This is a genomic window from Amycolatopsis sp. NPDC051371 (assembly GCF_040682155.1).
Taxonomy (GTDB): domain Bacteria; phylum Actinomycetota; class Actinomycetes; order Mycobacteriales; family Pseudonocardiaceae; genus Amycolatopsis.
Genome location: NZ_JBFBAG010000033.1, coordinates 111,214 through 137,422 on the forward strand (window position 1 = coordinate 111,214; position 26,209 = coordinate 137,422).

Sequence of the window (26,209 nt, forward strand, 5' to 3'; positions counted from 1 at the left end):
CCGGCATGGCTGGCCCAGAAGACGGGCGGCGATGCCGAACTACTTACCAGCGGTAGTGCGCGAAGGCCCGGTTGGACTCGGCCATCTTGTGCGTGTCCTCGCGACGCTTCACCGAGGCACCGAGGCCGTTGGAAGCGTCGAGGAGCTCGTTCTGCAGGCGCTCGATCATCGTCTTCTCGCGGCGAGCCTGCGAGAAGGAGACCAGCCAGCGCAGGGCCAGCGTGGTGGAGCGGCCCGGCTTGACCTCGATCGGCACCTGGTAGGTGGCGCCACCGACGCGGCGGCTCTTCACCTCGATGGTGGGCTTCACGTTGTCGAGGGCGCGCTTCAGCGTGACGACCGGGTCGGTGCCCGTCTTCTCGCGAGCGCCTTCGAGCGCGCCGTACACGATGCGCTCGGCCAGGGACCGCTTCCCGTCCTTCAGCACCTTGTTCACCAGCTGGGTGACCAGCGGGGAGGCGTAGACGGGGTCGGAGATCAGCGGCCGCTTCGGGGCCGGACCCTTGCGGGGCATTAGCTCTTCTCCTTCTTCGCGCCGTACCGGCTGCGCGCCTGCTTGCGGTTCTTGACACCCTGCGTGTCGAGCGAACCGCGGATGATCTTGTAACGGACACCCGGAAGGTCCTTCACACGACCACCACGCACGAGCACCATCGAGTGCTCCTGCAGGTTGTGGCCCTCACCGGGGATGTAGGCGGTGACCTCGATGCCGCTGGTCAGCTTCACACGCGCGACCTTGCGCAGCGCCGAGTTCGGCTTCTTGGGGGTCGTGGTGTACACGCGAGTGCACACGCCACGCCGCTGCGGGCTCCCCTTGAGGGCCGCGGTCTTCTGCTTGGCAGCCTTGTCCTGGCGGCCCTTGCGGACCAGCTGCTGGATCGTGGGCAATGGACCAGCTTCCTGTCGTGATCTGCTTCTTCGTGTCTTCACCGGCCCCCGCGGTCGGGCGTGTCGGCCCGCGTCACGGTCTCTCGACCGGTAACTTCCCGGAGGGATTTTCCGTCGGAACCCCGACCTGCCGAAGCCGGTGACCGGGTGCCTGAGCACCCCGCCCATGCCGCACGGCACGCGGAGCGGCCCGACGCATGCCGGGCACGGTCTCCAAAGATACCCGCCCGGGTACGGACGGAGCGCGGCGGGGGGTCCGAAGGTCGGCGAACCTCGAGCCTACCTCCGAACAGGGCCGGGCCGCGGGATGTTCCGGGGTCCGGTCACGCCCTGGTGCGACGTGCGGCTCGAGCCGCGTTTCCGGGCTGCCGCACGCACCACGGCTCGGCGGTCGTCCTTTACAACACCCCCGGCCTCGGGAATGTTCCGAAGCCGGGAGCCGTACCCGGACGGCCGGCTCGCCGGCCGACCCTCCGGGTACGCGAACCGGCTCCCCACGTCCGCGAACCGACTCCCCGGGTACGCGGCAAGCGGGTCCGGCTCAGTCCTCGTCGGGCTTCGCGTGGTCCGGCTTGCCCGGGTTCGGGTCGCGCGAGAGGTCGATGAGCGGGTGCACGCCCGCCCCCTCGGGCGCCGCGTGGCTACCGGTCTTCTTCGGCTCTTCGGCGGGCCCCGCGGCCCCTTCGTTGCTGCTCATCACGCACTCCTAGCGCTCTTCCCCTGCTTCCCCTTGCGGCCGGAAACCTACCCATTACCCGGTCGGGTGACGCAGTGGGATCGGATCGGGCGTTCCGTACGTCACACCGCCGCCGAGGAGCCACGATGGGTGGGAAGCACCTCGCGATCGGGGAGGAACAGGGAGATGTCAGCCGAGTTCGACCAGCTGGTGGCGGAGTTCGAGCGGTTCCAGTCGAGCATCCGGAACGTCGACGACCGGTTCGCCGGCGTCGGCGCGATGCGGCAGGAGCTGACCGAGCTGCGGGCGAGCGCGTCCTCGCCGGACGGTGGCGTGACCGTGGTCACCGGGCCGGGCGGCGCGGTCCTCGACGTCGAGTTCACGGACGCGGCACTCGCGAAGGGCCCGAAGGCGCTGTCGGCGGCGTTGCTGACGACGTTGCGCGAAGCCGTCGGCGAGGCGGCCCGCCGGCAGGCGGTGCTCGTCGAGGAGCACCTGGGCGACCACCTCGGGCTGGTCGAGCAGGTCCTCGAAACCCAGGCCGTCGTGTTCGGAACCACTGTGGACGAGATGCGGTCGAAGCTGGCGGAAGGAACGCCGGAGCCGCCGGCCCCCGCCGAGGACTTCTCCGAGGAGCGGGTGCTGCGCCAGGCCGACGCGCCTCCCCCGCCGCACGCACCGCCCGCGAGCGGCGGGTCCGCGGGCGACTCCTTCCTGCGGAACCTGTTCGACGAGGAGGACTGATGCCCGACGGAGCCGGCGGTTACCAGGTGGAGGTCGACGCGCTGCGCGGGTACGTCGGCGACCTGGGCAAGTACCAGGACCAGGGCGCGAAGATCACCGAGAAGGTCGCCCAGGCCGACGTCGGCGACAAGTCGTGGGGCGTGGTCGGCGTCTTCACCAAGCACGGGTACGACGAGACCCTGCGCGAGCTGCGGGACCTGCTGGCGTCGATGGCCGACGGCCTGACCTCCGCCCAGGGCAAGTTCACCGACGCGGCGAACGTCTACCAGGGCGTCGAGGACGACCACAAGGCGTTCTTCGGCCAGGTCGAGGTCCTGCTCGACGGGCCGCGCGAGCCGAAGCACTGAAGGGGACGCGGATGGCAGAGGTAGCGGACGTCGCGAGCGGGATCACCGTCAAGCCGGACGACCCGGACACGGTGCTCGGGATGAACGTCGGCAACGCGGTCAAGGCGACGCCGTTCGTCGGCGGCGCTGTGACCGTCGGCAAGGACTTCGTGTCGGTGGCGAAGGCGGTGATCGCGCCCCACCCGGATGGCGCCGACATCACGCTCGGCCTGGGCACGATCGCCACCGACACGGCGGGCTTCATCCAGTCGAGCTCCAGCGCGATCACCGACATCGCCACCGACCCGCTCGGCTGGCTCGTCGGGCAGGGGCTGAACTTCCTGATCAGCGTCGTCCAGCCGGTGCAGGACGCGATCCACTTCGTCAGCGGCGACGGCCCGGCGCTCGGCGTCGCGGCGGAGAACTTCGGCGCGATCGCGGCCGGCTTGGACCAGCTGTCCAAGAACTTCGGCCAGGTGGCCGACGAGCGGCTCAAGGGCTGGCAGGGCGACGCCGCCAACGCGGCGAGGACGTCGCTCGGCGAGTTCGCGCACGGCATCGGCGGCGTCGCCGGGAAGTCCGGCGACCTCGCGAGGATGCTGCAGCTCAACAGCATGCTGATGAGTTTCGTCGAGGAGCTGATCAAGGCCATCCTGACGGAGTTCATCACCTGGCTGGTGCTGCTGTGGGTGCCGGCGCTGGCGGCGGCGGTCCCGACCTGCGGCGCGTCGACCGCGGCGGCGGGCGCGGCCACCGAGGGCGAGGCCGTCGCGACGACCGCGCGGACCACGCAGAAGGTGTCGAAGCTGCGGGAGATCCTGCAGAAGGTGCTCGACTGGCTGAAGAAGCTCAAGGACAAGCTGGCCGCCACGAAACTCGGCCAGAAGCTGGCCGAGGGCAAGACCGCGACGAAGCTGTCGGAGGTCGCCGAGAAGAACTCGGGCAAGACGCTGCTCGAGAAGACCATGGGCGAGGACGGCATGCTCGGCAAGCGCTGGGCGAAGGCGTGGGAGAACCCCGTCAAGGACGCGGCGGGCAACATCCAGTACAAGCCGTCGATCCTGAAGACGGGCGCGGAAGAGGCCCTGAAGAAGGGCGGCGAAGCGGCGATCAAGGGCGTGCTCGGGTTCAACCCCGCCAATCCGAGCGACAACGACGCGAAGAACGTCAACGACCACCTCGGCAAGCTGAACACTCACGTGAAGAACGCCAAGAAGGTGAGCGACTACGGCTCGACGGGCGAGGACCAACCCGACGAGGAAACCCGCTCGGAGCTGGACTTCTGATGGTGACGGTGGTCGCCGTGCTGATCGGCGTCGTCGTGGTCGCGGTGGCCGCGGCGATCTGGTGGCGCTCGAACACGAAGTTCGTCGAAGGCCGCCAAGAGCACTGGTTCAAGACGTTCGCGGCGGAGCGCGGAGGGGCGTTCCACAGCGGCGTCGGACCGGGCCCGGCGCCGACGTTCGGCGTGGCCCACCCGTCGGGCCGGCCGCTGGCGGAGAGCACCCGCACGGCGTGGGTGGAGTTCCGCCACCGCGACCGCCCGGTGATCGCGATCGACACGCGGGAGTCGTTCCGGCGCTCCGACGACCACACGGGTTTCCGGGACATCCACGTGACGCAGGTGGCCGTGCCGCCGTGCCCGGAGCTGCGCATCGTCCCGGGCAGGGCGCTGTCGATGCCGACCCTGCCGCCGGACTCACGGCTGGAGGACGCGCTGGCTCGGTGGCTGGCGGCGAACCCGCGGTTCGGGCAGCGGAACGTCGTGGTCGAGCACGGGTCGGCGCGGACCTGGGCGCAGGGGTGTGCGACGCGGGAGAACGTCGCCGCCGAGGCCGAGTTCCTCGCGGAGCTGGCCGAACAGCTTCCCGCGGCCCTGTGGGCCCAGGGGGTCAGCGGCGCCGGGTAGTCCAGTGCGTCAGGGCCGCCGAGAGAGCGAACACCAGCCCCAGCCCCACGATGTACGGCCCCGCCAGCAGGGCGAACCCGGCGCCGATGTTGGCGTCGGGCTGGTCGGATGTCTTCTCGAAGCCGATCGCGCCCACCGACAGCAGAATCGCTCCCACCGTGATCAGCAGGACGGCCACCACCGTCAGGCGCTTCGTGACAGTCGTCATACCCTCATCGTGCCCGGGACCCGGCCAATTCGCTGGACAGCGGGCCCAGGATGGGGACGTGAACTGGAAGATCACCCAGATCGACGTCGCTCACCCGGACGCCGTCGCGATCATGCGCGAGTACATGGACGAAGTCGCTTCGCGCTACTACGGGCGTCCGATCACCGAGGCCGAGCTCACGGGGTACGTCGCCGAGGAACCCGGCACCGACCTGGTGCCCCCGACCGGGGCGTTCCTCGTCGGCTACCGCGACGGCGAGACCGCGGGCTGTGCCGGGACCCGCGTCGTCGCGCCGGGGGTCAGCGAGCTGACGAAGGTGTTCGTCAAGCCGGCCCACCGCGGCACCGGCGGCGGCCCCGTGCTGGTGGCGGCCGCCGAGGACGCGGCCCGGGGCCTCGGCTCGAACCTCATGCGGCTCGACACCCGCCACGACCTCGTCGAGGCCCGCGCGCTCTACGCGAAGACCGGCTACGACGAGGTCGAGCCCTTCAACGACGGGCAGTTCGCCGAGCACTGGTTCGCGAAAGCCTTATAGCCGGCCGCTACAAGGCCTTCGGTCAGAGTTTGGAGCCGCAGTCCGAGCAGAACAGCGCGCCGGGCTTGTTGCTCTCGCTGCCGCAGCCGCCGCAGCGGACTTTGAGCGCCAGCGACGTCCCGCACGACGAGCAGAACTTCCCGCCCTCAGCCTTCAGGCCGCAGCCCGGGCAGGTGACCTTCGCGCGGGTGTCGAGGTCGAGGTCGGACGTCCAGTCCTTCTCGCGGGCCTTGTCCCAGATCTGGTCGCGCTGCGCCGACGCCTGGGCGCGCGAGATCTCCTCGGCGACGCTCGGCGAGCAGCGCAGGCACTGGCCGATCTCCTCGTTCCAGCACTGGTCGTGGCACATCCAGTCGCCGCAGCCGCGGCACTGGCGGAAGCTCGGGGTGATCTCCTTGACCGCCGCGGCCAGCGCTTTGTCCTTGGCCGGCGAGTTCGTCGCGCGGTCGTAGCGCCACTGGTCGGCCGAGTTGCTCAGGTCTCGCAGCGTCCCGCCGAAGAACGAGCCGACCGTGCGAAGCACGCTTCGCCCGGTTTCCAGGTTGTCGCGCTGGAACGCGGAACGGAAACCGTTGCCGCAGCGTTCGCAACGGAACTCGAACTGGTACCCCTGCGTGTTCGAGAGGTCCGAGAAGTTGTCCGTGAAGGGCACAGAGTCAGCCACGGCCCATCTTCGCCGGCGAACCGCACGAGCGGCGACGAGAGATTTGCCGACAACGGCCCGGCTACCGGCCGTCACGGGATGCCAGCAGGGCCAACGGAAGCAGCGCCAGAACGCCGCCGACGACCGCCACGAGCCCGTACCCACCGCCGGCAAACAGCTGTCCTGACCCCAAACCGGCCAAAGCGGACGCCGACCACACCACCGCGTCCACGGTGCCCTGCACCCGGCTGCGCGTCTCCGGCGCGAGGTCGCGGCTCAGCTGCGCGCTGCCGCCGACGAACACCAGGTTCCAGCCGTACCCCAGCAGGAACAACGCCACCGGCAGGCCCGACGTGTGCGCGGTCGGCGCCGCGAGCGCGGTCGCCGTCGACAGCGCCAGGACGCCGAGCCCCGCGTTGATCGTGACGCGCGGCCCCCAGCGGTCGGCGATCCGGCCGGACAGCGGCGCCAGCGCGAACATGCCGAACAGGTGCGCGCTCAGCACCCAGCCGACGACGTCGAGACCGTGCCCGTGGTTCTCCAGCTGCACCGGCGTCATGGTCATCACCGCGACCATCGTCAGCTGCGCGGCGACCATCGCGATCAGCGGCCGCGCGACGCCGGCCGGGCGCACCGGGGCGACCGCGGCCACCGGCTTTTCCGGTGGGAGCGGGACGTGCCGCGGGAGGAACGCGGCCGCCAGCGCGGCTCCCGCCGTGGCCAGCACCGCGACCGCGACCGGCCCGGACAGCGCCGGCCAGCCGAAACCGGTGACGACGTCCGCCGCCGGGGCCATCAGCGCCGGCCCGGCGAGCGCGCCGACGGTCCCGGCCCACACGACGTTCGAGAGCGCGCGACCCCGGCGTTCCTCCGGGTACAGATCCGCCGCCAGGTAGCGCGACAGCTGCGCGCCGCCGTTGCCGAGGCCGACCAGCAGGATGCCCAGCAGGAGCGGCACCAGCGACGTCGTCAGCGCGCCGGCGAACGCGACCAGTGCCCCGGCCGCGGCGACGCCGTAACCGACGGCCAGCACGCGACGGCGGCCGTGACCCGGCAGCAGCAGCCCCGCGCCGAGCGCGCCGGCCGCCGTGCCGAGCACGTTCGCGACGCTCGGCAGCCCGCTCCAGCCCGGCCCGCTGCCCGCGGCGACGATCAGCGTCGCCGCGGTGCTCAAGCCGACCGTCGCCGTGTTGAGCAGCGCGACGCCCGCGAACAACGCGCCCATGGACCGGGTCCGGCCGGTCACCGTCGAAGTCCCCATGACCAGCAACTTTAGGAACTTCCGGCGCTCTTTCGAAGGGCCCGTCAACGGCAAATCCGTCGCCACGGCCACGGTTCGGAAGGAAGATGGGGCCCATGACCTTTCGTTCGGAAAAGCCCGTGGACGACGTCGACTGGCGGCTGCTCGACCTGCTGCAGACCGACGGGCGGCTGTCGTTCAAGGAGCTGGGCCGGCGCATCAACCTCTCGGCGCCGGCGGTGGCCGAGCGGGTGCGGCGGCTGGAGGAGACCGGGGTGATCACCGGCTACCGCGCGCAGGTCGACGCGCGGCGCGCGGGTCAGCCGCTGCACGCGTTCGTCGAGATGCGGTGCGCCCTGAGCAGCTGCCTGCTGAAGACGTCGAGGTCCGAGGACTACCCGGAGGTCGTGGAGATCCACCGCCTGTCCGGCGACCACTGCACGATGCTGAAGATCCGGGCGGCCTCGCTCGAGCACTTCGAGGGCCTGCTGGAGCGGCTCGGCAAGCACGGCGAGCTGCGGTCGTCGGTGGTGCTGTCGACGCAGTTCGAAGGACGCCCGGTGCAGCCGCCCTCGGACGACTTCCTGCGCGCGACGACGTCGGAAGGCTGGTCTTGACCGGTTGGCGGCTGATTGTCCGGTGCCCGGCTGATAGACGAGAGGGATGCCGATCTTCCGTGCGCTGGCCGTGACCCTCACCGTCTTGGCCGCCCTCACCGTCCCCGCTACCGCGCAGGCCGCGACGCCGACCGCCCCTCGCGAGTTCGTCGCGCTCTCCGACGTCGCGCCGTCGATCCTGCAGGACATCCGCTACGCCACCCGGCACAACTTCGTCGGACAGCGGATCGACGGCTACGTCGAACCCACCTGCATCCTGACCCGGCAGGCCGCCGAGGGCCTGCGGCAAGCCCAGTCCCAGCTGAGGAAGAAGGGCTACACGCTCAAGGTCTACGACTGCTACCGCCCGCAGCGCGCGGTCGACCACTTCGTGCGGTGGGCCAAGGATCTCGCCGACGAGAAGATGAAGGCCGAGTTCTACCCGAACGTCGCCAAGGACCGGCTGTTCGAGGACGGGTACATCGCCGAGAAGTCCGGGCACAGCCGCGGCAGCACCATGGACCTCACCGTCGTGAAGCTCCCGCCGCGGTTCCAGCGCCCGTACTTCCCCGGTGAGCCGCTGAAGCCGTGCTTCGCGCCGCAGGATCAGCGCTTCCCCGACAACATGGTCGACATGGGCACCGGCTACGACTGCTTCGACCCGCTGGCCCACACCGACAACCCGGCGATCACGGGTGTCGCGCGGCAGAACCGCGACCTGCTGCGCACCACGATGATCACCGCCGGCTTCCACAACCTGCCCGAGGAGTGGTGGCACTACACCCTCGACGGCGAGCCGTTCCCGGACACCTACTTCGACTTCCCGGTGTCCCGCTGCGGCCTCCGCTGAAACGAAAGCGCCCCCGGTCCACTGTGGACCGGGGGCGCCTTTTCGTTCGTCAGGCCGCGTTCCGGCGCCGGCGGGCGCCGATCACCAGGCCACCGCCGAGCGCCAGGGCGATCAGCGCGAGCGCGCCGAGGCCGAGCGCGTCGACGCCGGTGCTGGCCAGTCCGCTGCCGCCGCTCTGCCCGCCACCGGTGCCGGCCGCGCCGGTCGTCGACGTCGGGGTGCCGGCCGCGCAGTCCGCGGGGTTGGTCGGCACCGTCGGCGCAGGGGCGTCACCCTGCTCGGCTTGGATCTGCCACGGGTAGTGGTTCTCCGGCGGCCCGAAGACGTCGATCGACATCGGGTTTTCGTACTTGGTCTTCCAGCCCGTCGGCAGCACGAGGTACAGCCGGTAGGCGGGGCCGGGAGCCACCTCGGTGAACTCGAAGTGGCCCTTCGCGTCGGTCGTCCGCTCGCCGGTGACCGGGCAGTGCTGATCGGACACCAGCACGACCTTGGCGCCGGCGATGGCCTTCGTGACCTCGCCCTGGTCACCGAAGACGCCGATGGTGCCCTCGACGACGGCCTTCCCACCCGGCACCCACGCCTGGGCGCCGGCGTCGGCGTGGTTCTCGATGTCCACTTCGTCGTAGCCGAAGTCGCAGGCGGCGACCACGACGCCGCGGTCGAAGGCCGCGGCCGGCACCGCCTCGGACACGTCGAAGGTGCGCGTCTGCCCGGGTGCGATCGTCACGCCGTCCTTGGCGAGATCTCCCCACCCCGGGCCGCGGCCGCTGAGGATGTTGGAGTTGCCGATGCGGTTGCACGCGGCCACGATGCCGGTGAGCGGGATCGGACCGGAGTTGGACAGCGTCACGGTGACGTGCGCGAGTTCCCCGACCTTGTAGCTGTCCTGGGTGAACGCCATCGACGCCTTGAGGGCGCCGTTCAGCGGCGGCGCCCCGCGGACGAGCAGGTCCTTGCTGTCCGGGTCGATCCGGACGGTGCTCCACGGGATCAGCCAGCCGTCGACGACCTCTCCGCCGATGTTGTACTCGGCGGCCGGGACGTCGAAGCTGAACTTCCCGGCAGCATCGCTCGTGGCGGTGTAGGTGCTGTTGCCGTTGACGTACCGCATGGTCAGCTTGGCGCCGGCGAGCTGTTCGCCGGCGTCGAGCGCGCCATTGCCGTTCTTGTCGCCGTAGACGACACCCACCGCGCGTCCGGGCGCCTTGACGACCTTCGCCTTGGCGGTGAACTCGCCGACGCCGAAGTGGGTCGCGTCGAACATGACGCCCCGCAGGACGGTGGAGTCCTGTTCGATGTCCCGGATCTTCCCGGTGCCTTCGAGCACGAAGGTCTTACCCGGCTCGAGGTCGAGGCCCGGGTCGCTGGACCTGAGCGGACCCCAGCCCGGCTCGTAGGGGACGTACAGGTCGGTCGGGTCGAAGGACGGGGCGACCCAGAGGCCCTTCGCGATGGCCGAGCCGATGTTCGTCACCTTGAAGGTGAAGTGGACGTCCTCGTTGGTCTGGTAGGTCTCCTTGTCCAGGGCGACCGAGATCTCGACCTGGGCGCGTTCCACCGGCTCGGCCTGTTTCACCGGCGGCTTGCTCTCCGGTGCGCTGGAACTCGGCGCACCGGAACTCGGCTCGGTGGACGTCGGCGCCGCGGAACTGCTCGGCGGCGGCTCTTCCGACGTGGACGGCGCGGTGGAGACCGGTGCCGGGTCCGGCTCCTCCGCGGCCGCCGGACCGGCGAACCCGCCGGTCAGCAAGGCTGCGGCGGCGAGCGTGGCGAAGTAGCGCGCGATGGGTCTCGCGCTTCTGGATTTGTTCACGAACAGTCACCCCTGAATACCCGTTGGAACGCGCAAAGCCCCCGAACCGCGTGAACCGGGTCACTCTAGCGACATGCGCAAGGGGTTGAATACCCGTTGGGGTGACATTTCGGAAACGGGAAAGGCCCCCGCCGGAAACCCGGCGAGGGCCTTTCCCGTTGATCGGGACTTCGGTCAGCGGAAATCGCGGCCGAAGTCGTAGTCGTCCAGCGGAACCGCCGCACCGGTACCCGTACCGAACACGTCCGGGGTGTAGTAACCGTCGTCGTAGGACGGGATCGCGTACGCCGCGACCCGGGCCTCTTCCGTCGGCTGCACCTGGATGTTGCGGTACTTGTTGATGCCCGTACCGGCCGGGATCAGCTTACCGATGATCACGTTCTCCTTGAGGCCCACGAGCCGGTCCGAGCGGCCGTTGATGGCCGCGTCGGTCAGGACGCGCGTGGTCTCCTGGAACGACGCCGCCGACAGCCACGAGTCCGTGGTGAGCGACGCCTTCGTGATCCCCATCAGCACCGGCCGGCCCGAAGCCGGCTCGCCGCCTTCGGAGACCGTCGAACGGTTGCGCGCCTCGAACTTGGTCCGCTCGGGCAGCTCGCCCGGCAGGAAGTCCGTGCCACCCGAATCGATGACCGTCACGCGGCGCAGCATCTGCCGCACGATGACCTCGATGTGCTTGTCGTGGATCGACACACCCTGCGCCCGGTACACCTTCTGGACCTCGTCCGTCAGGTGCATCTGCGCCTCGCGCGGCCCCATGACCCGCAGGACCTCGTGCGGGTCCGGCGTGCCCTCGAGCAGCTGCTGGCCGACGTTGACGTGGTCGCCGTCGCCCAGCGGGCCGTTCGGGGTGTTCGCGAGCCGCTGACGCTTGGACAGCTTGTCGAAGACGATCTCTTCGCCGCCGTCGTCCGGGATCAGCGTGATCTTCCAGAACCGCTCGCTCTCCTCGATGCGCACGCGGCCATCGACGTCGGCGATCGGCGCCTTGCCCTTCGGGACACGAGCCTCGAAGAGCTCCTGCACACGGGGCAGACCGGTCGTGATGTCGTCACCGGCGACACCACCCTGGTGGAACGTACGCATCGTCAGCTGCGTACCCGGCTCACCGATCGACTGGGCCGCGACGATACCCACGGCCTCGCCGACGTCGACGAGCTGACCGGTCGCCATCGAGCGGCCGTAGCAGGTCGCGCAGATGCCGACGGCCGACTCGCAGGTCAGCACCGAGCGGACCTTGACCTTCGAGATGCCGCTGGAGAGCAGCTTGTCGATGGCCGGGTCGCCGATGTCGTCGCCCGCGTTCAGCACGACGTTGCCCTTGGCGTCCACCGCGTCCGTCGCGAGGTTCCGCGCGTACACGGAGGTCTCGACGTGCTGGTCACGCAGGACCTTGCCGTCGCCGATGTCCTCGCCGATCGGCATCATGATGCCGCGGGTGGTGCCGCAGTCGGTCTCGCGGACGATGACGTCCTGCGAGACGTCCACCAGACGCCGGGTCAGGTAACCCGAGTCGGCGGTCCGCAGCGCCGTGTCCGCCAGGCCCTTCCGGGCACCGTGCGTCGCGATGAAGTACTCCGCCACCGACAGGCCCTCACGGAAGTTGGCCTTGATCGGACGCGGGATGTACTCGCCCTTCGGGTTCGACACCAGGCCACGCATGCCGGCCAGCGACCGGACCTGCGTCATGTTGCCCGCCGCGCCCGACTTCACGATCACCGCGATCGGGTTGTCCTCCGGCAGCGCCGTCTCCATGATCTTGTGGACCTCTTCGGTGGCCTGCGTCCACACCTTGACGAGCTCGTTGTTGCGCTCGGTGTGCGACAGCTGACCACGCTGGTAGCGCTTCTCCACCTGGGAGGCCTTGCCCTCGTACTCGTCGAGAATGGCGGCCTTGCCCACCGGGGTGAGCACGTCCGAGATGGCGATGGTGACGCCCGACCGGGTCGCCCAGTAGAACCCGGCGTCCTTCAGGCGGTCCAGGGTCTGCGCGACCTGGGTCATCGAGTACCGCTCGGCGAGGTCGTTCACGATCGCGGCCTGCCGCTTCTTCGGCATCGGCTCGTTGATGAACGGGTAGTCCGCCGGCAGCAGCTCGTTGAACAGCACGCGGCCCAGGGTCGTCTCGGCGAGCCACATCTTGCCCGGCTCCCAGCCCTTCTCCGCGAGCGCCGCTTCGTCGGCCTTCGCCGGCTGACGGTCGGTGATGCGGATCTTGACCGGGGCGTGCAGGCTCAGCGCCTTGCGGTCGAAGGCCATGATGGCCTCGGACGTCGACGAGTACGCGTTGCCCGCGCCCTCGGCGTCCTCGGTGAGGCGGGTCAGGTGGAACAGGCCCGTCACCATGTCCAGCCGCGGCATGGCGAGCGGACGGCCCGACGCCGGCGACAGGATGTTGTTCGCCGACAGCATCAGGATCCGGGCCTCGGCCTGCGCCTCGGCCGACAGCGGCAGGTGCACCGCCATCTGGTCACCGTCGAAGTCCGCGTTGAACGCCTCGCAGACCAGCGGGTGCAGCTGGATGGCCTTGCCCTCGACCAGCTGCGGCTCGAAGGCCTGGATGCCGAGGCGGTGCAGCGTCGGCGCGCGGTTAAGCATCACCGGGTGGCCGGTGATGACCTCTTCCAGCACGTCCCACACCTGCGGCCGCGAGCGCTCCACCATCCGCTTGGCGGACTTGATGTTCTGCGCGTGGTTCAGGTCGACCAGCCGCTTCATGACGAACGGCTTGAACAGCTCGAGCGCCATGTCCTTCGGCAGGCCGCACTGGTGCAGCTTCAGCTGCGGGCCGACGATGATGACCGAACGGCCCGAGTAGTCGACGCGCTTGCCGAGCAGGTTCTGGCGGAACCGGCCCTGCTTGCCCTTGAGGAGGTCGGACAGCGACTTCAGCGGCCGGTTGCCCGGGCCGGTGACCGGACGCCCGCGGCGGCCGTTGTCGAACAGCGCGTCGACGGCCTCCTGGAGCATCCGCTTCTCGTTGTTGACGATGATCTCGGGCGCGCCGAGGTCGATCAGCCGCTTGAGGCGGTTGTTGCGGTTGATCACGCGGCGGTACAGGTCGTTCAGGTCGGAGGTCGCGAAGCGGCCACCGTCCAGCTGCACCATCGGGCGCAGGTCCGGCGGGATGACCGGGACGGCGTCCAGCACCATGCCGCGCGGGTCGTTGCCGGTGGCCTGGAACGCCGCGACGACCTTGAGCCGCTTCAGCGCGCGGAGCTTCTTCTGCCCCTTGCCGTTGCGGATGGTGTCGCGCAGGTTGTCGGCCTCGGCGCTGACGTCGAACTCGGTGGCCAGCTTCTGGATGGCCTCCGCGCCCATGCCGCCGGTGAAGTACTCGCCGTAGCGGTCGACGAGCTCGCGGTAGAGCAGCTCGTCGGCGATCAGCTGGCGGGTGTCGAGCTTCGTGAAGGTCGTCCAGACCTCCTCGAGGCGGTCCAGCTCGCGACCGGCGCGGTCACGCAGCTGGCGCATCTCGCGCTCGCCGCCTTCCTTGACCTTGCGGCGGACGTCGGACTTGGCGCCCTCCGCCTCCAGCTCGGCCAGGTCGGCTTCCAGCTTCTGCGCGCGGGTCTCGATGTCCGCGTCACGCTTGGTCTCGAGGTTCTTGCGCTCGACGCCGATCTCGTTCTCGAGGGTCGGCAGGTCGTTGTGGCGCAGCTCCGTGTTCACGCCCGTGATGACGTAAGCAGCGAAGTAGATGATCTTCTCGAGGTCCTTCGGCGCCAGGTCCAGCAGGTAGCCGAGGCGCGAGGGAACACCCTTGAAGTACCAGATGTGGGTGACCGGGGCGGCCAGCTCGATGTGGCCCATCCGCTCGCGGCGCACCTTGGCGCGGGTCACCTCGACGCCGCAGCGCTCACAGATGATGCCCTTGAAGCGGACGCGCTTGTACTTGCCGCAGTAGCACTCCCAGTCCCGGGTCGGACCGAAGATCTTCTCGCAGAAGAGGCCGTCCTTCTCGGGCTTGAGCGTCCGGTAGTTGATGGTCTCCGGCTTCTTGACCTCGCCGTACGACCACTGACGGATGTCGTCGGCCGTGGCGAGTCCGATGCGGAGCTCATCGAAAAAGTTGACGTCCAGCACGTCTAGATCCCCTTGGGGTTGTTTCGGCTAGAGAGGGGGTGGCGGGCGAGCTGAGGGCCTGCGGGAGGCCGGCCCTCAGCTCAGCTCGCGATCAGTGCACGACGTCGTCCACCGAGGGCGACTCGTTGCGGGACAGGTTGATGCCGAGGTTCGCCGCGGCGCGCTCGAGGTCCTCGTCGTCGGAGTCGCGCATCTCGATCGAGGAGCCGTCGCTGGAGAGCACCTCGACGTTGAGGCACAGCGACTGGAGCTCCTTGAGGAGCACCTTGAACGACTCCGGGATGCCCGGCTCGGGGATGTTCTCCCCCTTGACGATGGCCTCGTACACCTTGACGCGGCCGACCACGTCGTCCGACTTGATCGTCAGCAGCTCCTGCAGCGTGTAGGCAGCGCCGTACGCCTGCATCGCCCAGCACTCCATCTCACCGAAGCGCTGTCCACCGAACTGCGCCTTACCACCCAGCGGCTGCTGCGTGATCATGGAGTACGGACCGGTGGAGCGGGCGTGGATCTTGTCGTCGACCAGGTGGTGCAGCTTCAGGATGTACATGTAGCCGACCGCGACCGGGTACGGGTACGGCTCGCCGGAGCGGCCGTCCAGCAGGGTCGCCTTGCCGTTCTCCTTGACCATGCGCTCACCGTCGCGGTTCGGCTTGGTCGCCCCGAGCAGCCCGGTGAGCTCCTCTTCCTTCGCGCCGTCGAACACTGGGGTCGCGGTGTTCGTGCCGGGCGCGACGTCGTAGAGCTCGTCGGCCAGGTTCTTCGCCCAGTCCGGGTTGCCTTCGATCGTCCAGCCCTGCGAGGCCAGCCAGCCCAGGTGGAGCTCGAGGATCTGGCCGATGTTCATCCGTCGCGGCACACCGTGCGTGTTCAGGATGATGTCGACCGGGGTGCCGTCCTCCATGAACGGCATGTCCTCGACCGGCAGGATCTTGCCGATGACACCCTTGTTGCCGTGCCGGCCGGCCAGCTTGTCGCCCGGCTGGATCTTGCGCTTCTGGGCCACGTAGACGCGGACCAGCTCGTTGACGCCCGGGGGCAGCTCGTCGTCGTCCTCGCGCGAGAACACGCGGATGCCGATGACCTTGCCGGTCTCGCCGTGCGGCACCTTCAGCGAGGTGTCGCGGACTTCGCGGGCCTTCTCGCCGAAGATCGCGCGGAGCAGGCGCTCTTCCGGCGTCAGCTCGGTCTCGCCCTTCGGCGTGACCTTGCCGACGAGGATGTCGCCGTCGCGGACCTCGGCACCGATCCGGATGATGCCGCGCTCGTCGAGGTCGGCGAGGACCTCCTCGGAGACGTTCGGGATGTCCCGGGTGATCTCCTCGGCGCCCAGCTTGGTGTCGCGGGCGTCGATCTCGTGCTCCTCGATGTGGATCGACGTCAAGACGTCGTCCTGCACCAGGCGCTCCGAGAGGATGATCGCGTCCTCGTAGTTGTGGCCCTCCCACGGCATGACCGCGACGAGCAGGTTCTTGCCGAGCGCCATCTCACCGTTCTCGGTGGACGGGCCGTCGGCGATGACCTGACCCTGCTCGACCCGGTCGCCCTCGTTGACGATCGGGCGGTGGTTGAAGCAGGTGCCGTGGTTCGAGCGACGGAACTTGTACAGTCCGTAGCTCTTCCGCGTGCCGTCGTCGTGCATGATCGTGATCAGGTCCGCCGAGAGCTCCTCGACGATGCCGGACTGCTCGGCGACGAGCACGTCACCGGCATCGACCGCGGCGCGCAGCTCCACACCCGTGCCCACGTACGGGGCCTGGTTGCGCAGCAGCGGCACGGCCTGGCGCTGCATGTTCGCACCCATCAGGGCGCGGTTCGCGTCGTCGTGCTCGAGGAACGGGATCATCGCCGTCGCGACCGAGACCATCTGCCGCGGCGAGACGTCCATGTAGTCGATGTCGAGCGGGTCGATCAGCTCGACCTCGCCGCCCTTGCGGCGGGCCATGACCCGGTCTTCGACGAAGGTGCCGTCGTCCGAGATCGGCGCGTTGGCCTGGGCCTTGACGTACCGGTCCTCTTCGTCCGCGGTCAGGTAGTCGACCTGGTCGGTGACCCGGCCCTCGACGACCTTGCGGTACGGCGTCTCGATGAAGCCGAACGGGTTGACCCGCGCGTAGGAGCAGAGCGAGCCGATCAGGCCGATGTTCGGGCCTTCCGGCGTCTCGATCGGGCACATCCGGCCGTAGTGCGACGGGTGGACGTCCCGGACCTCCATGCCGGCGCGCTCACGGGACAGACCACCCGGGCCGAGGGCCGACAGACGACGCTTGTGCGTCAGGCCCGACAGCGGGTTGTTCTGGTCCATGAACTGCGACAGCTGCGAAGTACCGAAGAACTCCTTGATCGCCGCGCCGATCGGGCGGATGTTGATCAGGGTCTGCGGGGTGATCGCTTCGACGTCCTGCGTCGTCATGCGCTCACGCACGACGCGCTCGGTGCGCGACAGGCCGACCCGGATCTGGTTCTGGATCAGCTCGCCGACCGTGCGCAGGCGCCGGTTGCCGAAGTGGTCGATGTCGTCGGTCTCGACCGGGATCTCGACGCCGTTCGCCGCGACCACCTTGTCCTCGCCGGCGTGCAGCCGGACCAGGTACTCGATGGTCGTGACGATGTCCTCTTCGGTCAGCGTCCCGGTGTCGTACGGCGACTCGAGGCCCAGCTTCTTGTTGACCTTGTACCGGCCGACCTTGGCCAGGTCGTAGCGCTTCGCCTTGAAGAACAGGTTCTCCAGCAGGGTCTGCGCGCTCTCCTTCGTGGGCGGCTCGCCCGGGCGCAGCTTGCGGTAGATGTCGAGCAGCGCCTCGTCGGTACCCGCGGTGTGGTCCTTCTCGAGGGTCGCCAGCAGCGTCTCCGAGAAGGAGAAGCGCTCGCGGATCGCCTCGGTGGTCCAGCCCAGGGCCTTCAGCAGGACGGTGACCGGCTGGCGGCGCTTGCGGTCGATGCGGACGCCGACGGTGTCGCGCTTGTCGACGTCGAACTCGAGCCACGCGCCGCGGCTCGGGATCACGCGGACGCTGAAGACGTCCTTGTCGGTCGTCTTGTCGACGTCCTTCGAGTAGTAGACGCCCGGCGAGCGGACCAGCTGGGACACGACGACACGCTCGGTGCCGTTGATGATGAACGTGCCCTTGTCGGTCATCACGGGGAAGTCGCCCAGGAAGACCGTCTGGCTCTTGATCTCGCCGGTGTTGTTGTTGACGAACTCGGCCGTGACGAACAGCGGCGCGGCGTACGTCATGTCCTTGTCCTTGCACTCCTCGATCGAGGCCTTGACCTCGTCGAAGCGCGGAGCGGAGAAGGACAGGGACATCGACCCGGAGAAGTCCTCGATCGGGGAGATCTCGTTCAGGACCTCTTCGAGGCCGCCGACCGGGTTTTCTTCACCTTCTTCGACACGGCGTTCGAACCACGCTTCGTCCCCGGTGAACCACTGGAACGACTGGATCTGGACGTCGAGCAGGTTGGGCGTGTTGAGCGGTTCGCGAATCTTTGCGAAGGAAACCCGCTTGGGCGCGCCGGGGATTCCCGTGGACTCCGAGCGAGATTCAGCCGAGGTGGTCGCAGCAGTGGCCTGGTTCGCGGGAGAGACTGCCAAGATGCGTCCTTCCGGGGACATGAGCGGTGACGGCCGCCATAGCAACAGCTATGAGCGACTGTCAAGGGTGCCGTGTGCCCACTATCCTAACTACCGGCTCCGGGCAGCCTGAAAGAGGGCAGCGCAAAGAGGCAGTCTAGCCCGAACGGCGCGGTCTGTCCAGGGGGCGCTCCCGATGGGGCCCAGCCTGCCTCGCGACGTCTTCAGGTATGCCTCCAGGCGAGCCGGTTGGTCCCTCCCGCAAGGGCCGCCGGTTTCGCCGTCGGGAGTAAGCGTGAACCCACCGGGCCCGAGAGTCAAGATGCCACACGGGGGTCCCGCCGGTTGGCGCAGCGTGGAAGAGGTTCAGCGGAGCGTGAGCGGCCGAATAGTCTTCCAGTTACCGGCCGGTAGCGCCAGTAGTAGGGGTCGGACCTGGGGATTTCCACATTTCTTCGTCCGTGCGAGCTGTGTTCCAGGCCACTTCGGACGGCACCGGTTCCGCCGGCGACGGCGTGTCGCGGCACCTTCCGGTAACCGGGCGGGGCCCGTCCCAGGTGCCTCAGGCGTCGCACGCGTCCCGGCCGGCTGAGGGCCCTGGAGCGTCTGGAACGCCATCGCCGGTCCCCGCGTGACCGGCCCGAGCCGCGGGCGGCGCTGCGGGCCGCTGGACCCCGAATACGGCCGCGGCCCGGGACCCGATTCGGGGTCCCGGGCCGCGGCCGAAGACAGCGCTACTTCGTCGGCGACGGAGACGCCGGCGGTGCGGACGACGCCGGCGCCTGGGTGGCCGCCGGGACCTTGGGCGCGTTGTACGTGTCCATGTCCGTGATCTTCCACTTGTCGCCCTGGAGCTGGGCGTTCAGGTGGAGCTGGGCGGTGCCCGCGGTCGTCTTCTTCGTGTCCGTGCGGGTCGAGGTCTGGTCGACGAAGACCATCACCTTCGCCAGGTCGCCGTTGAGCATGATCACCGCCGCGCGCGTCACCTTGCAGGTCACGACCATCTTCTGCGCCGGCGCGAGCCGCTTGACCTCGCCCATCAGCGAGTTGTACTTGTTCTTGACGTCGTCGTTGGCGAGCAGGTCGTTCGCCGCGTCCTCGGTCTTCTTGATGTTGTTGAAGTCGTAGGAGAACAGCGCCTCGGCCGCCTTCGACACGGCGTCCTTGACCTGGGCCGTCTTCGCGACGTCCAGCAGCGCCGTGTTGCTGGTCGCCGAGGAGACCTGGACCTCCTCGGACTTGAACCAGAACGCCAGGCCGCCCAGGATCAGCGCGACGAGCACCAGCGCGCCCGCGACCACGTACGGCCGCTGCACCTTCGGGCCCGCGGGCTTCGACGGCTCGTCCTCGTCGACGACCGGGACGTCGGAGACGTCGGTCGGCTTCGCGATCCCCGTGTCGCGCTTCTTCCGCCGCGGCGCGGGCCGCGCGGGGGTCTCGTCCTCGTCGGGCTCGCCGGTGAGCGCGTCGACCTTCGGCTCGTCCTCGGTGCCGACCGCCGCGAACACCGCCGTGTCCTCGGCCGACGGCGCGGTGTCGAGCTGCCCGCTCGCGGCCTCGAACGACTCGGGCTTCGCGGCCGGCTTCGGCGCCGGGCGCGGCACGGGCCGGGGCCGCGGCTTCTTGGTCTCGGCCGGCGGCGACGGCACGGACGGCACGGCGGGGAGCTGGCCGGTCCGCTCGGCGCCGGACTCGTCCGACGTGGGCTTGCGCAGGCCGGCCACGCGGGGCCGGCGCGGCGGCGGGGTGCTGCTGCGGGGCGGCTGGCGGCGGGAGGGGGGCACTACGAGCTCCTTCTGGGTGACGCTATTGGCCGGCCGCGACGAGCGGGACGCTGTCGATGCCGGACAGCTTCCAGTCGTCGCCCACGCGGGTCATCGACACCTCGAGGCGCAGCGGCTTCGCGCTGCTCTTGTCCCCCTGGGTGACGGTCGTGGCGATGGCGGCGAGGAAGCTGGCCTTGCCTTCGTGGTCGTCCAGCTCCTCGACGGCGATGTCCTGGACGTCCGTGGTGACCTTCGTCTTGGCGTCGGCGAGGGCCTTGCGGAACGTCGGCGCCGACTGGTCGATCTGCTGCGACATCTTGTCGTCCGACACGGACTTCTGCCGGGCGAAGAAGCCGTCCAGGTCCTGGTAGTCGACCTCGGTGTAGGCCTTCAGCGCGTTCGTACCCGCCTTGACCACGGCCTCGCGCGAGGCCGCCAGGCCGGCGTTGTCGTCGTTCGCCGCCACCCACCACTGGACGCCGAAGATCGCCGCCGCGATCAGCGCGGCCAGGGCCAGCGCCGCGGCACCGAGCACCAGGATCCGCGAGGACGGCTCCTTCGACGGGGTCTCGGGGGCCGGCTCCTCGGCCTCTGCCACCGCCACGGCGGTCGACTCGTCCGAACTCATAGCACTCCAGGGTAGGTAACGGTCATCAAATCCACGTCAGGCGAGGCCGAGCAGCGAACCCAGGCTGGTCAGGCTCACGCCGGGGCTGCCGACGATGCCCGGGACGCCCCGGGTGTCGCGCTCCTCCGCGAGCTCCTCGGCCGGCCGGTTGGCGTTCGCGTCGACATCGCTCGCGGACGGCGCGACCGGCACCCCGCCGTACGGCGCGTTCTGCGCGCCCCGCACGTTGATCGGGCTGCCCTTCGGTTCGGCACAGTACGCGTCCTCCTTCGCCGCCTTCGGCGAAGTCTCGGCTCCGGTGCGGTACTGCGAGTACGGCAGGTACCCCTTGGTGCACGACGGCGGGTTGAAGAGGTTGAGCACCAGGCCGAGGTGCGCGGTGCCGTCGCCGGGCGCCACGCTGCTCGCCGCCCCGGCCAGCGCCGGGTAGGTGACCAGGCCCTGCTCGATGCCGTCGAGCCGGATCACGGTCAGGTTGGCCGTGGTGAGCAGGTTCGCCGTCAGCGCGCCGAGGCCCGGGCCGGACTCCCGCAGCACCTGGCTGATCTGCGTCGCCACCTGCGGCGTGATGCCGATGAGCTTGCGCAGGTCGCCGTCGGAGTTCTTCAGGGTGCCGGTGAGCTCGTTCAGGCTCTTGCTGAACGACGCGAAGTTCTCCGCCTCGTCGTTCTGCGTGTCCAGCACCTTGCCGCCCTGGTCGAGCAGCTGGATCGTCTGCGGCAGGTACTCCTGCGCGGTCGCGGTGAAGCTGCGCGCGGTGTCGAGCAGCTTCTGCAGGTCGCCGCCGGTGCCGCGGAAGGCGTCGTAGGACTCGTCGACGACCGTGCGCAGCGAGTCGACCGGGACCGACGCGGCCAGCGTGTCGAGGTCGCCGATGAGCCGGTCGGTGCTGACGGGGGTGGTCGTCTTCGACGCCGGGATGACGGAGCCGGCCGCCAGGTACGGGGCCTTGTCGGCCTTCGGCTTCAGGTCGACGTACTGCTCGCCGACGGCCGACCGGTTGGCGACGACCGCGTCGAGGTCCGCGGGCACCTGCGGCGCCGACGGGTCGATGTTCAGGTCGGCTTCGAGCCCGGTCGGGGTCAGCCGCATCTCCCCGACCCGGCCGATGTTGTAGCCGCGGTAGGTGACTTCGGCGTTGGTGAAGATGCCGCCCGACTCGTTGAGCTGCAGCTTCACCGTGTAGCCGTCGTTGCCGAACACGGTGCCGAGCCCGGCGAACCGGATCAGCGCGTACACGATCGCGACGATCGAAATGATCGCGAAGGCGATCAGCTGGAGTTTCGTCCGGCGAACCAGCATCAGCCCGCACCTCCCGAGAGGAGCCCGAAGAGATTTCCGAGCCCTGGCTTCGACTGCCCGGACTGCGGCTGACCGCTCTCGCCGGGGATCGGCAGCGGCGGGTTGCCCGCCGCCCCCTCGGTCCCACCGGTCAGCCCCTGTAGCGGGAGCAGCCCCGAGAGGGCGTTCTGGCGGCTGTTGCCCAGGTTCTCGACGACGGTCTTCAGGTTCAGGTCCACCTTCGCGAACAGGTTGAAGTAGTCGCCCTTGACGTCGTTGACGGCCTGGTCGCTGAACGGGAACGTCAGCAGGATCTGCAGGGCCTTCGGCAGGTCGTTGCCCGCCTCGCCGAGCTTCTGCAGCGTCGGCGTCAGCGCCTTCAGGTCGGCGACGAGGTCCTTCTGCGACCGGTTCACCGTGTCGGTGGCGACGCCGGAGAGGTTGTCCAGGGCCTGCAGCATCGTGACCAGCTGGCCGCGCTGCTGCTCCAGCACGCCGAGGCCGGGCCCGAGGTTGTCGACCGCGCCGACCAGCTTGTCCTTCTGGCCGTTCAGGGTCGAGGACAGCCGGTTCAGCCCGTCGATGGCGCGGGTGATGTTGCGCGACTGCTGGTCGAGGTTCGTGACCAGCTGGTTCGCGTTGTCCAGCAGCGCCTTGATGTCCGGCTCGCGGCCGGACGTGGCGTTGTTGAGCTCCTTGGTGATGGTGTTGAGCTGGTCGACGCCACCACCGTTGAGCAGCAGCGACAGCGCGCCGAGCAGCTCTTCGACCTCGACGCTGCGGTTCGTCCGGGCCAGCGGGATGGTCGCGTTGTCGGCGAGCTTGCCCTGGGCCTGGTCGTCGCCGGGCGAGGCCAGCTCGACGTACTTCTCGCCGAGCAGGCTGGACTGCTTCACGTTCGCGATCGCGTTGGCCGGCAGCTTGATGCCGCCGTTGACCTTCAGCGTCACCAGCGCGTGCCAGCCGTCCTTGGTGAGGCCGACGTTCTCGACGCGGCCGACCGGCACCTCGTCGACCTTCACCCCGGCCTGCGGGGTCAGGTCGAGCACGTCGCGGAACTCGACGTTCACCGTGTACGGGTGGTCGCCGAGGTCGGCGCCACCGGGCAGCGGCAGGTCGTAGATGCCGTTGAACGCACAGCCCGAGAGCGTCAAAGCTGACACCGTGGCGAGCGCTCCGACGGTCAGTAGCTTCTTCACTGGCCACCTCCGTAGAGCTGCCCGGCGATGGGCAGCGGGAGCGGCGGCAGCTGGCCGGACTGCAGAGCCTGCACGGTCTGCGCCACGGACGGCAGCGGGATCGCCTTGTCGACCACGCCGGCGATGCCTTCGCAGGCGTTGCCGAGCGCGTCCGGGATGCTGTTGCTGCCGACCTGCTTGAGCAACCGGCAGATCATCACCAGCGGCGGCTGGGTCAGCTCGTTGAGGTTCGGCCGGGCGTCGAGCGTGCCGGACGAACCGTTGTAGGTGTTGACCAGGTTGCTCAGGCCGACCGGCGCGACGTCGAGGATCTCGGCGAGCGAGCTGCGCTGGTCGACGAGCACCTTCGTGATGCCGGCCAGCTTGTCCACGTTGGACTTGAGCCGGTCGTGGTTCTGGTCGATGAACGCCTGCACCGAGGTGAGCGTCGTGCCCAGCTGCTGGACGGTCGCGGCGAGGTTGTCCTTTTCGGACGCCAGGTAGCCGCTGACGTCGGCGAGCTGGCTCTCGAAGCTGCGGACCGACTTGTCGGAGTCGGCCAGCGTCTGCGAGAACTTGCCGAGGTTCTCCACGGTGGAAAACAGGTCGTCCTTGTTGCCGGAGAGGGTCCCGGCCGCCTGGCCGAGCTTGGTGATCGTGTCGTGCAGGGCCTGGCCGTTGCCGTCGACGTTGGCCGCCGCGGTGGTCAGCAGGTTCGACAGCGACCCGTTCTTGTTGGCGCCGTTCGGGCCGAGGGTCTCGCTGACCCGGGCCAGGCTGGACGCCAGCTGGTCGACCTCGAGGGGCACCTCGGTGCGGTCGAGGCCGATCACCGCGCCGTCGGAGATCCGCGGGCCGCCGACGTAGGCCGGGGCGAGCTGGACGTAGCGGTCCGACACCAGCGACGGCGCCACGATGAGCGCCTTGGCGTCGGCCGGGACGGCGACCGAGCGGTCGTACTCGAACTCGACCTTCACCTGGTTGCCCATGGGCTGGATCTTGGTGACCGTGCCCATGTCGACGCCGAGCATCCGCACGCTGTTGCCCTCGTACAGGCCGACGGCGCCGGCGAAGTACGCGGTCAGGTGGTTGCGGCCGGCGTCCTTGAGCGTCCACCAGATCCCGCCGGCGACGACGAGCGCGAGGACGATCGCGATGGTGAAACCCCGGGTCAGGGCCATGCCGAAGCGGGTGTCACTCATTTCGTGTAGCACCCCTCTTCGTTGATCGGGCCGAACGACGGCAGCACCAGGCCGCAGATGTAGTTGTCGAACCAGCGGCCGTTGCCGATGGTGTTGGTGAAGACGCGGATGAACGGCGCGAACTTCGCGATGCCCTGGGCCAGCGAGTCCTGGTTGCGCTGCAGCATCGACGTCAGCTGGTCCAGCGACGTGAGCACCGGGTCGAGCTGCTTGCCGTTGTCGTCGATCAGGCCTTGCAGCTGCGTCGCCAGCTCGCGGGAGCCGTTCAGCAGCGACGTGATCGCGTCTTCGCGCTTCGAGAGCTCGGCGAGCAGCTGGTTGCCGTCGTCGAGCAGCTTCTGCACCTCGGTGTCGCGGTCGACCAGGGTCTGCGACACCTCGCGGGTGTTGGCCAGCAGGTTCGACAGCTGCGTGTCGCGCGAGGCGATCGTGTCCGACAGCTTCGACAGCCCGGACAGCGCGCCCTTCACGTCTTCCGGCGTGTTGGCGAACGTCTGCGAGATCGTGTCGAAGCTCTGCGCCAGCTGCTTGGTGTCGATGTTGTCGACGGTCTGCGACAGCCCGCGGAACGCGTCGAGCACGTCGTAGGGGGCCATCGTGCGGTCGCGCGGGATCCCGGTGCCCGGGTTCAGCGAGCCCTCGCCCTGCGGGTCCAGCGACAGGTACTTCTGACCGAGCAGCGTCTTGATCTTGATCGCGGCGCTGGTCCGGTCGCCGAGCCAGGCGTCCTTGACCTTGAACGACACCTTGACCGACGCGCCGTCGAGCTCGATGTCGCTGACCTTGCCGACCTTGACGCCGGCGACCCGGACGTCGTTGTCCTTCTGCAGCCCGGAGGCCTCGCTGAACTCGGCGGTGTAGGTCGTGCCGCCGCCGATCACCGGCAGGTCGTCGGAGTTCAGCGCGGCGATGAAGCCGAGGGCCAGGACGGCGATGCCGACCAGCGCGATCGGGACGGGGTTGCGCTTCTGGAAGGACTTCATCCCGTGCACCTCTCCCGGTTGACCGGGATCAACGGGAGCGCGACGTCGTTGATCAGTGGCGGCAAGCTGACGCTCCCGGAGAACTCGCAGGCGTAGAAGTTGAACCAGGAGCCGTAGTCCGCGGTGCGGGTCAGCGTGCTCACCTTGGTCGGCAGGAACTGGATGAAGTGCTCCAGCTCCGGCTCGTTCTTGTTCAGCTGGTCCGTGAGGGTGCCGAGGGCGCTGATGTCGTTCTTCAGCGGCTCCCGGACGTCACCCAGCAGGCCGGACGTCGTCTCGGCCAGGTTGCCGAGGCTCTCGATCGCGTCGCCGATCGGCTTGCGGTCGGCGGCCAGCCCGGAGACCAGCTGCTGCAGCTTGACGATCAGGTCGTTGAGCTGCGGGGTGTGGGCGTTGACCGTGTCGAGCACCGAGTTCAGGTTGTCGATGACCTGGCCGATCACCTGGTCCTTGTCGGCGATCGTGGTGGCCAGCGACGCGGTGTGCGACAGCAGGCTCTCCACGGTGCCGCCCTCGCCCTGCAGGACCTGGATGACCTCGTAGGACAGCTTGTTGACATCGTCCGGGTTGAGCGCGGTGAACAGCGGCTTGAAGCCGTTGAACAGCTCGGTCAGGTCCAGCGCCGGCGTGGTGCGATCCAGCGGGATGGTGCCGCCGGGCTGCAGGGTCTTCCCGGCGCTGTCGTCGCTGTCGTCGCCCTCGCCGAGCGAGACGTAGCGCTGGCCGACCAGGTTGCGGAACTTGATCTGCGCGGTCACCCCGGCCGGCAGCGTCCGCCCGGAGTCGACCTCGAACTCGACCTCGGCCTGGCGCTTGTCGACGATCTTGACGTCCTTGACCTGCCCGACGCGGACCCCGGCGATGCGGACGTCGTCGTTGGGCAGCAGGAGCGTCGCGTCGGTGAAGCGTGCCTTGTAGGCGTTGGTGCTGGTGGTGTTGATGTTGGCGATGCTGATCCCGAGGATCGTCGTGAGCACCACGGTGACGACCACGAAGACGCCGAGCTTGATCAGCGGTGCGAGCAGGCCCCTCACTTCACCGTCACCTCCGCCCCGCGGTAGAGCGGTCCGACGAGCAGTG

General features: G+C 69.1%; 23 protein-coding genes. 7 read left to right on the forward strand and 16 right to left on the reverse strand.

Annotation, left to right across the window (positions count from 1 at the left end):
• Window positions 1-43: 43 nt before the first annotated feature.
• From rpsG to AB0M59_RS34525, 3 genes are all read right to left on the reverse strand, one after another.
• Window positions 44-514: a 30S ribosomal protein S7 gene (gene rpsG, locus AB0M59_RS34515; protein WP_003102106.1), complete on the reverse strand. Its 471-nt coding sequence runs from the start codon at window positions 512-514 to the stop codon at window positions 44-46.
• Entirely contained in the window at window positions 514-888 is a 375-nt protein-coding gene (rpsL, locus tag AB0M59_RS34520; protein ID WP_003102113.1) for a 30S ribosomal protein S12, read from the reverse strand. Before rpsL ends, rpsG begins: the two co-directional genes overlap by 1 nt.
• 541 nt (window positions 889-1,429) lie before the next feature.
• The gene (locus AB0M59_RS34525; protein WP_364623830.1) at window positions 1,430-1,585 is read right to left on the reverse strand and encodes a hypothetical protein; all 156 of its coding nucleotides are present in this window, start codon (window positions 1,583-1,585) and stop codon (window positions 1,430-1,432) included.
• Window positions 1,586-1,750: 165 nt separating this feature from the next.
• On the opposite strand from AB0M59_RS34525, the gene AB0M59_RS34530 reads away from it, so the two are divergent.
• From AB0M59_RS34530 to AB0M59_RS34545, 4 genes are read left to right on the forward strand one after another with little or no spacing between them, the layout of a single operon-like run.
• On the forward strand, window positions 1,751-2,308 hold the full coding sequence (locus AB0M59_RS34530) for a YbaB/EbfC family nucleoid-associated protein (protein WP_364623832.1): 558 nt from the start codon (window positions 1,751-1,753) through the stop codon (window positions 2,306-2,308).
• Window positions 2,308-2,655 carry a hypothetical protein gene (locus AB0M59_RS34535; protein ID WP_364623834.1) on the forward strand — a complete coding sequence of 116 codons (348 nt, stop codon included), beginning with the start codon at window positions 2,308-2,310 and terminating at the stop codon, window positions 2,653-2,655. The genes AB0M59_RS34530 and AB0M59_RS34535 overlap by 1 nt, the downstream gene beginning before the upstream one ends.
• A gap of 11 nt (window positions 2,656-2,666) precedes the next feature.
• Entirely contained in the window at window positions 2,667-3,920 is a 1,254-nt protein-coding gene (locus AB0M59_RS34540; RefSeq protein ID WP_364623836.1) for a hypothetical protein, read from the forward strand.
• Window positions 3,920-4,543, forward strand: a complete 624-nt coding sequence (locus tag AB0M59_RS34545) for a hypothetical protein (RefSeq protein ID WP_364623837.1) — start codon at window positions 3,920-3,922, stop codon at window positions 4,541-4,543. Before AB0M59_RS34540 ends, AB0M59_RS34545 begins: the two co-directional genes overlap by 1 nt.
• Here AB0M59_RS34545 and AB0M59_RS34550 read toward each other — a convergent pair.
• Window positions 4,527-4,751, reverse strand: a complete 225-nt coding sequence (locus AB0M59_RS34550) for a hypothetical protein (protein ID WP_364623839.1) — start codon at window positions 4,749-4,751, stop codon at window positions 4,527-4,529. The genes AB0M59_RS34545 and AB0M59_RS34550 overlap by 17 nt on opposite strands.
• Before the next feature lie 58 nt (window positions 4,752-4,809).
• On the opposite strand from AB0M59_RS34550, the gene AB0M59_RS34555 reads away from it, so the two are divergent.
• A complete protein-coding gene (locus AB0M59_RS34555) occupies window positions 4,810-5,286 on the forward strand; it encodes a GNAT family N-acetyltransferase (RefSeq protein ID WP_364623841.1) in 477 nt (158 codons plus the stop codon).
• 22 nt (window positions 5,287-5,308) lie between these two features.
• On the opposite strand, the gene AB0M59_RS34560 is transcribed toward AB0M59_RS34555, so the two are convergent.
• Window positions 5,309-5,950, reverse strand: coding sequence for a zinc ribbon domain-containing protein (locus AB0M59_RS34560; protein ID WP_364623843.1), 642 nt, complete (start codon window positions 5,948-5,950; stop codon window positions 5,309-5,311).
• Between the two features lie 61 nt (window positions 5,951-6,011).
• Window positions 6,012-7,190 (reverse strand): MFS transporter, encoded by a 1,179-nt coding sequence (locus AB0M59_RS34565; protein ID WP_364623845.1) that lies wholly within the window; start codon window positions 7,188-7,190, stop codon window positions 6,012-6,014.
• A gap of 95 nt (window positions 7,191-7,285) precedes the next feature.
• Here AB0M59_RS34565 and AB0M59_RS34570 point away from each other — a divergent pair, with 95 nt between their 5' ends.
• Window positions 7,286-7,786 (forward strand): Lrp/AsnC family transcriptional regulator, encoded by a 501-nt coding sequence (locus AB0M59_RS34570; protein WP_364623847.1) that lies wholly within the window; start codon window positions 7,286-7,288, stop codon window positions 7,784-7,786.
• Between the two features lie 46 nt (window positions 7,787-7,832).
• Complete coding sequence (locus AB0M59_RS34575; RefSeq protein WP_364623849.1) at window positions 7,833-8,615, forward strand: M15 family metallopeptidase; 783 nt, start codon at window positions 7,833-7,835, stop codon at window positions 8,613-8,615.
• A 49-nt stretch (window positions 8,616-8,664) separates the two neighbouring features.
• On the opposite strand, the gene AB0M59_RS34580 is transcribed toward AB0M59_RS34575, so the two are convergent.
• The 10 genes from AB0M59_RS34580 to AB0M59_RS34625 form a co-directional block, all read right to left on the reverse strand.
• Window positions 8,665-10,431 (reverse strand): hypothetical protein, encoded by a 1,767-nt coding sequence (locus AB0M59_RS34580; protein WP_364623851.1) that lies wholly within the window; start codon window positions 10,429-10,431, stop codon window positions 8,665-8,667.
• A 174-nt stretch (window positions 10,432-10,605) separates the two neighbouring features.
• Window positions 10,606-14,517 carry a DNA-directed RNA polymerase subunit beta' gene (locus AB0M59_RS34585; protein WP_364623853.1) on the reverse strand — a complete coding sequence of 1,304 codons (3,912 nt, stop codon included), beginning with the start codon at window positions 14,515-14,517 and terminating at the stop codon, window positions 10,606-10,608.
• A gap of 91 nt (window positions 14,518-14,608) precedes the next feature.
• Window positions 14,609-18,112: a DNA-directed RNA polymerase subunit beta gene (locus AB0M59_RS34590; RefSeq protein ID WP_364623855.1), complete on the reverse strand. Its 3,504-nt coding sequence runs from the start codon at window positions 18,110-18,112 to the stop codon at window positions 14,609-14,611.
• A 713-nt stretch (window positions 18,113-18,825) separates the two neighbouring features.
• Window positions 18,826-19,815 (reverse strand): hypothetical protein, encoded by a 990-nt coding sequence (locus AB0M59_RS34595; RefSeq protein WP_364623879.1) that lies wholly within the window; start codon window positions 19,813-19,815, stop codon window positions 18,826-18,828.
• 82 nt (window positions 19,816-19,897) lie between these two features.
• Window positions 19,898-20,485, reverse strand: a complete 588-nt coding sequence (locus tag AB0M59_RS34600) for a hypothetical protein (RefSeq protein ID WP_364623857.1) — start codon at window positions 20,483-20,485, stop codon at window positions 19,898-19,900.
• Between the two features lie 36 nt (window positions 20,486-20,521).
• Window positions 20,522-21,787, reverse strand: a complete 1,266-nt coding sequence (locus AB0M59_RS34605) for an MCE family protein (RefSeq protein ID WP_364623859.1) — start codon at window positions 21,785-21,787, stop codon at window positions 20,522-20,524.
• Window positions 21,787-22,965 carry an MCE family protein gene (locus tag AB0M59_RS34610; protein WP_364623861.1) on the reverse strand — a complete coding sequence of 393 codons (1,179 nt, stop codon included), beginning with the start codon at window positions 22,963-22,965 and terminating at the stop codon, window positions 21,787-21,789. Before AB0M59_RS34610 ends, AB0M59_RS34605 begins: the two co-directional genes overlap by 1 nt.
• Window positions 22,962-24,146, reverse strand: coding sequence for an MCE family protein (locus AB0M59_RS34615; protein ID WP_364623863.1), 1,185 nt, complete (start codon window positions 24,144-24,146; stop codon window positions 22,962-22,964). Before AB0M59_RS34615 ends, AB0M59_RS34610 begins: the two co-directional genes overlap by 4 nt.
• Window positions 24,143-25,129 (reverse strand): MCE family protein, encoded by a 987-nt coding sequence (locus AB0M59_RS34620; protein WP_364623865.1) that lies wholly within the window; start codon window positions 25,127-25,129, stop codon window positions 24,143-24,145. The genes AB0M59_RS34615 and AB0M59_RS34620 overlap by 4 nt, the downstream gene beginning before the upstream one ends.
• Window positions 25,126-26,163 carry an MCE family protein gene (locus AB0M59_RS34625; RefSeq protein WP_364623867.1) on the reverse strand — a complete coding sequence of 346 codons (1,038 nt, stop codon included), beginning with the start codon at window positions 26,161-26,163 and terminating at the stop codon, window positions 25,126-25,128. Before AB0M59_RS34625 ends, AB0M59_RS34620 begins: the two co-directional genes overlap by 4 nt.
• Window positions 26,164-26,209: the final 46 nt, after the last annotated feature.

Excerpts from the sequence above, each read along its gene's own strand:
- rpsG (WP_003102106.1), bottom strand. The coding sequence starts at position 514 with ATGCCCCGCAAGGGTCCGGCCCCGAAGCGGCCGCTGATCTCCGACCCC.
- AB0M59_RS34525 (WP_364623830.1), bottom strand. The coding sequence starts at position 1,585 with ATGAGCAGCAACGAAGGGGCCGCGGGGCCCGCCGAAGAGCCGAAGAAG.
- AB0M59_RS34530 (WP_364623832.1), top strand. The coding sequence starts at position 1,751 with ATGTCAGCCGAGTTCGACCAGCTGGTGGCGGAGTTCGAGCGGTTCCAG.
- AB0M59_RS34535 (WP_364623834.1), top strand. The coding sequence starts at position 2,308 with ATGCCCGACGGAGCCGGCGGTTACCAGGTGGAGGTCGACGCGCTGCGC.
- AB0M59_RS34540 (WP_364623836.1), top strand. The coding sequence starts at position 2,667 with ATGGCAGAGGTAGCGGACGTCGCGAGCGGGATCACCGTCAAGCCGGAC.
- AB0M59_RS34545 (WP_364623837.1), top strand. The coding sequence starts at position 3,920 with ATGGTGACGGTGGTCGCCGTGCTGATCGGCGTCGTCGTGGTCGCGGTG.
- AB0M59_RS34550 (WP_364623839.1), bottom strand. The coding sequence starts at position 4,751 with ATGACGACTGTCACGAAGCGCCTGACGGTGGTGGCCGTCCTGCTGATC.
- AB0M59_RS34565 (WP_364623845.1), bottom strand. The coding sequence starts at position 7,190 with ATGGGGACTTCGACGGTGACCGGCCGGACCCGGTCCATGGGCGCGTTG.
- AB0M59_RS34570 (WP_364623847.1), top strand. The coding sequence starts at position 7,286 with ATGACCTTTCGTTCGGAAAAGCCCGTGGACGACGTCGACTGGCGGCTG.
- AB0M59_RS34575 (WP_364623849.1), top strand. The coding sequence starts at position 7,833 with ATGCCGATCTTCCGTGCGCTGGCCGTGACCCTCACCGTCTTGGCCGCC.
- AB0M59_RS34600 (WP_364623857.1), bottom strand. The coding sequence starts at position 20,485 with ATGAGTTCGGACGAGTCGACCGCCGTGGCGGTGGCAGAGGCCGAGGAG.
- AB0M59_RS34605 (WP_364623859.1), bottom strand. The coding sequence starts at position 21,787 with ATGCTGGTTCGCCGGACGAAACTCCAGCTGATCGCCTTCGCGATCATT.
- AB0M59_RS34615 (WP_364623863.1), bottom strand. The coding sequence starts at position 24,146 with ATGAGTGACACCCGCTTCGGCATGGCCCTGACCCGGGGTTTCACCATC.
- AB0M59_RS34620 (WP_364623865.1), bottom strand. The coding sequence starts at position 25,129 with ATGAAGTCCTTCCAGAAGCGCAACCCCGTCCCGATCGCGCTGGTCGGC.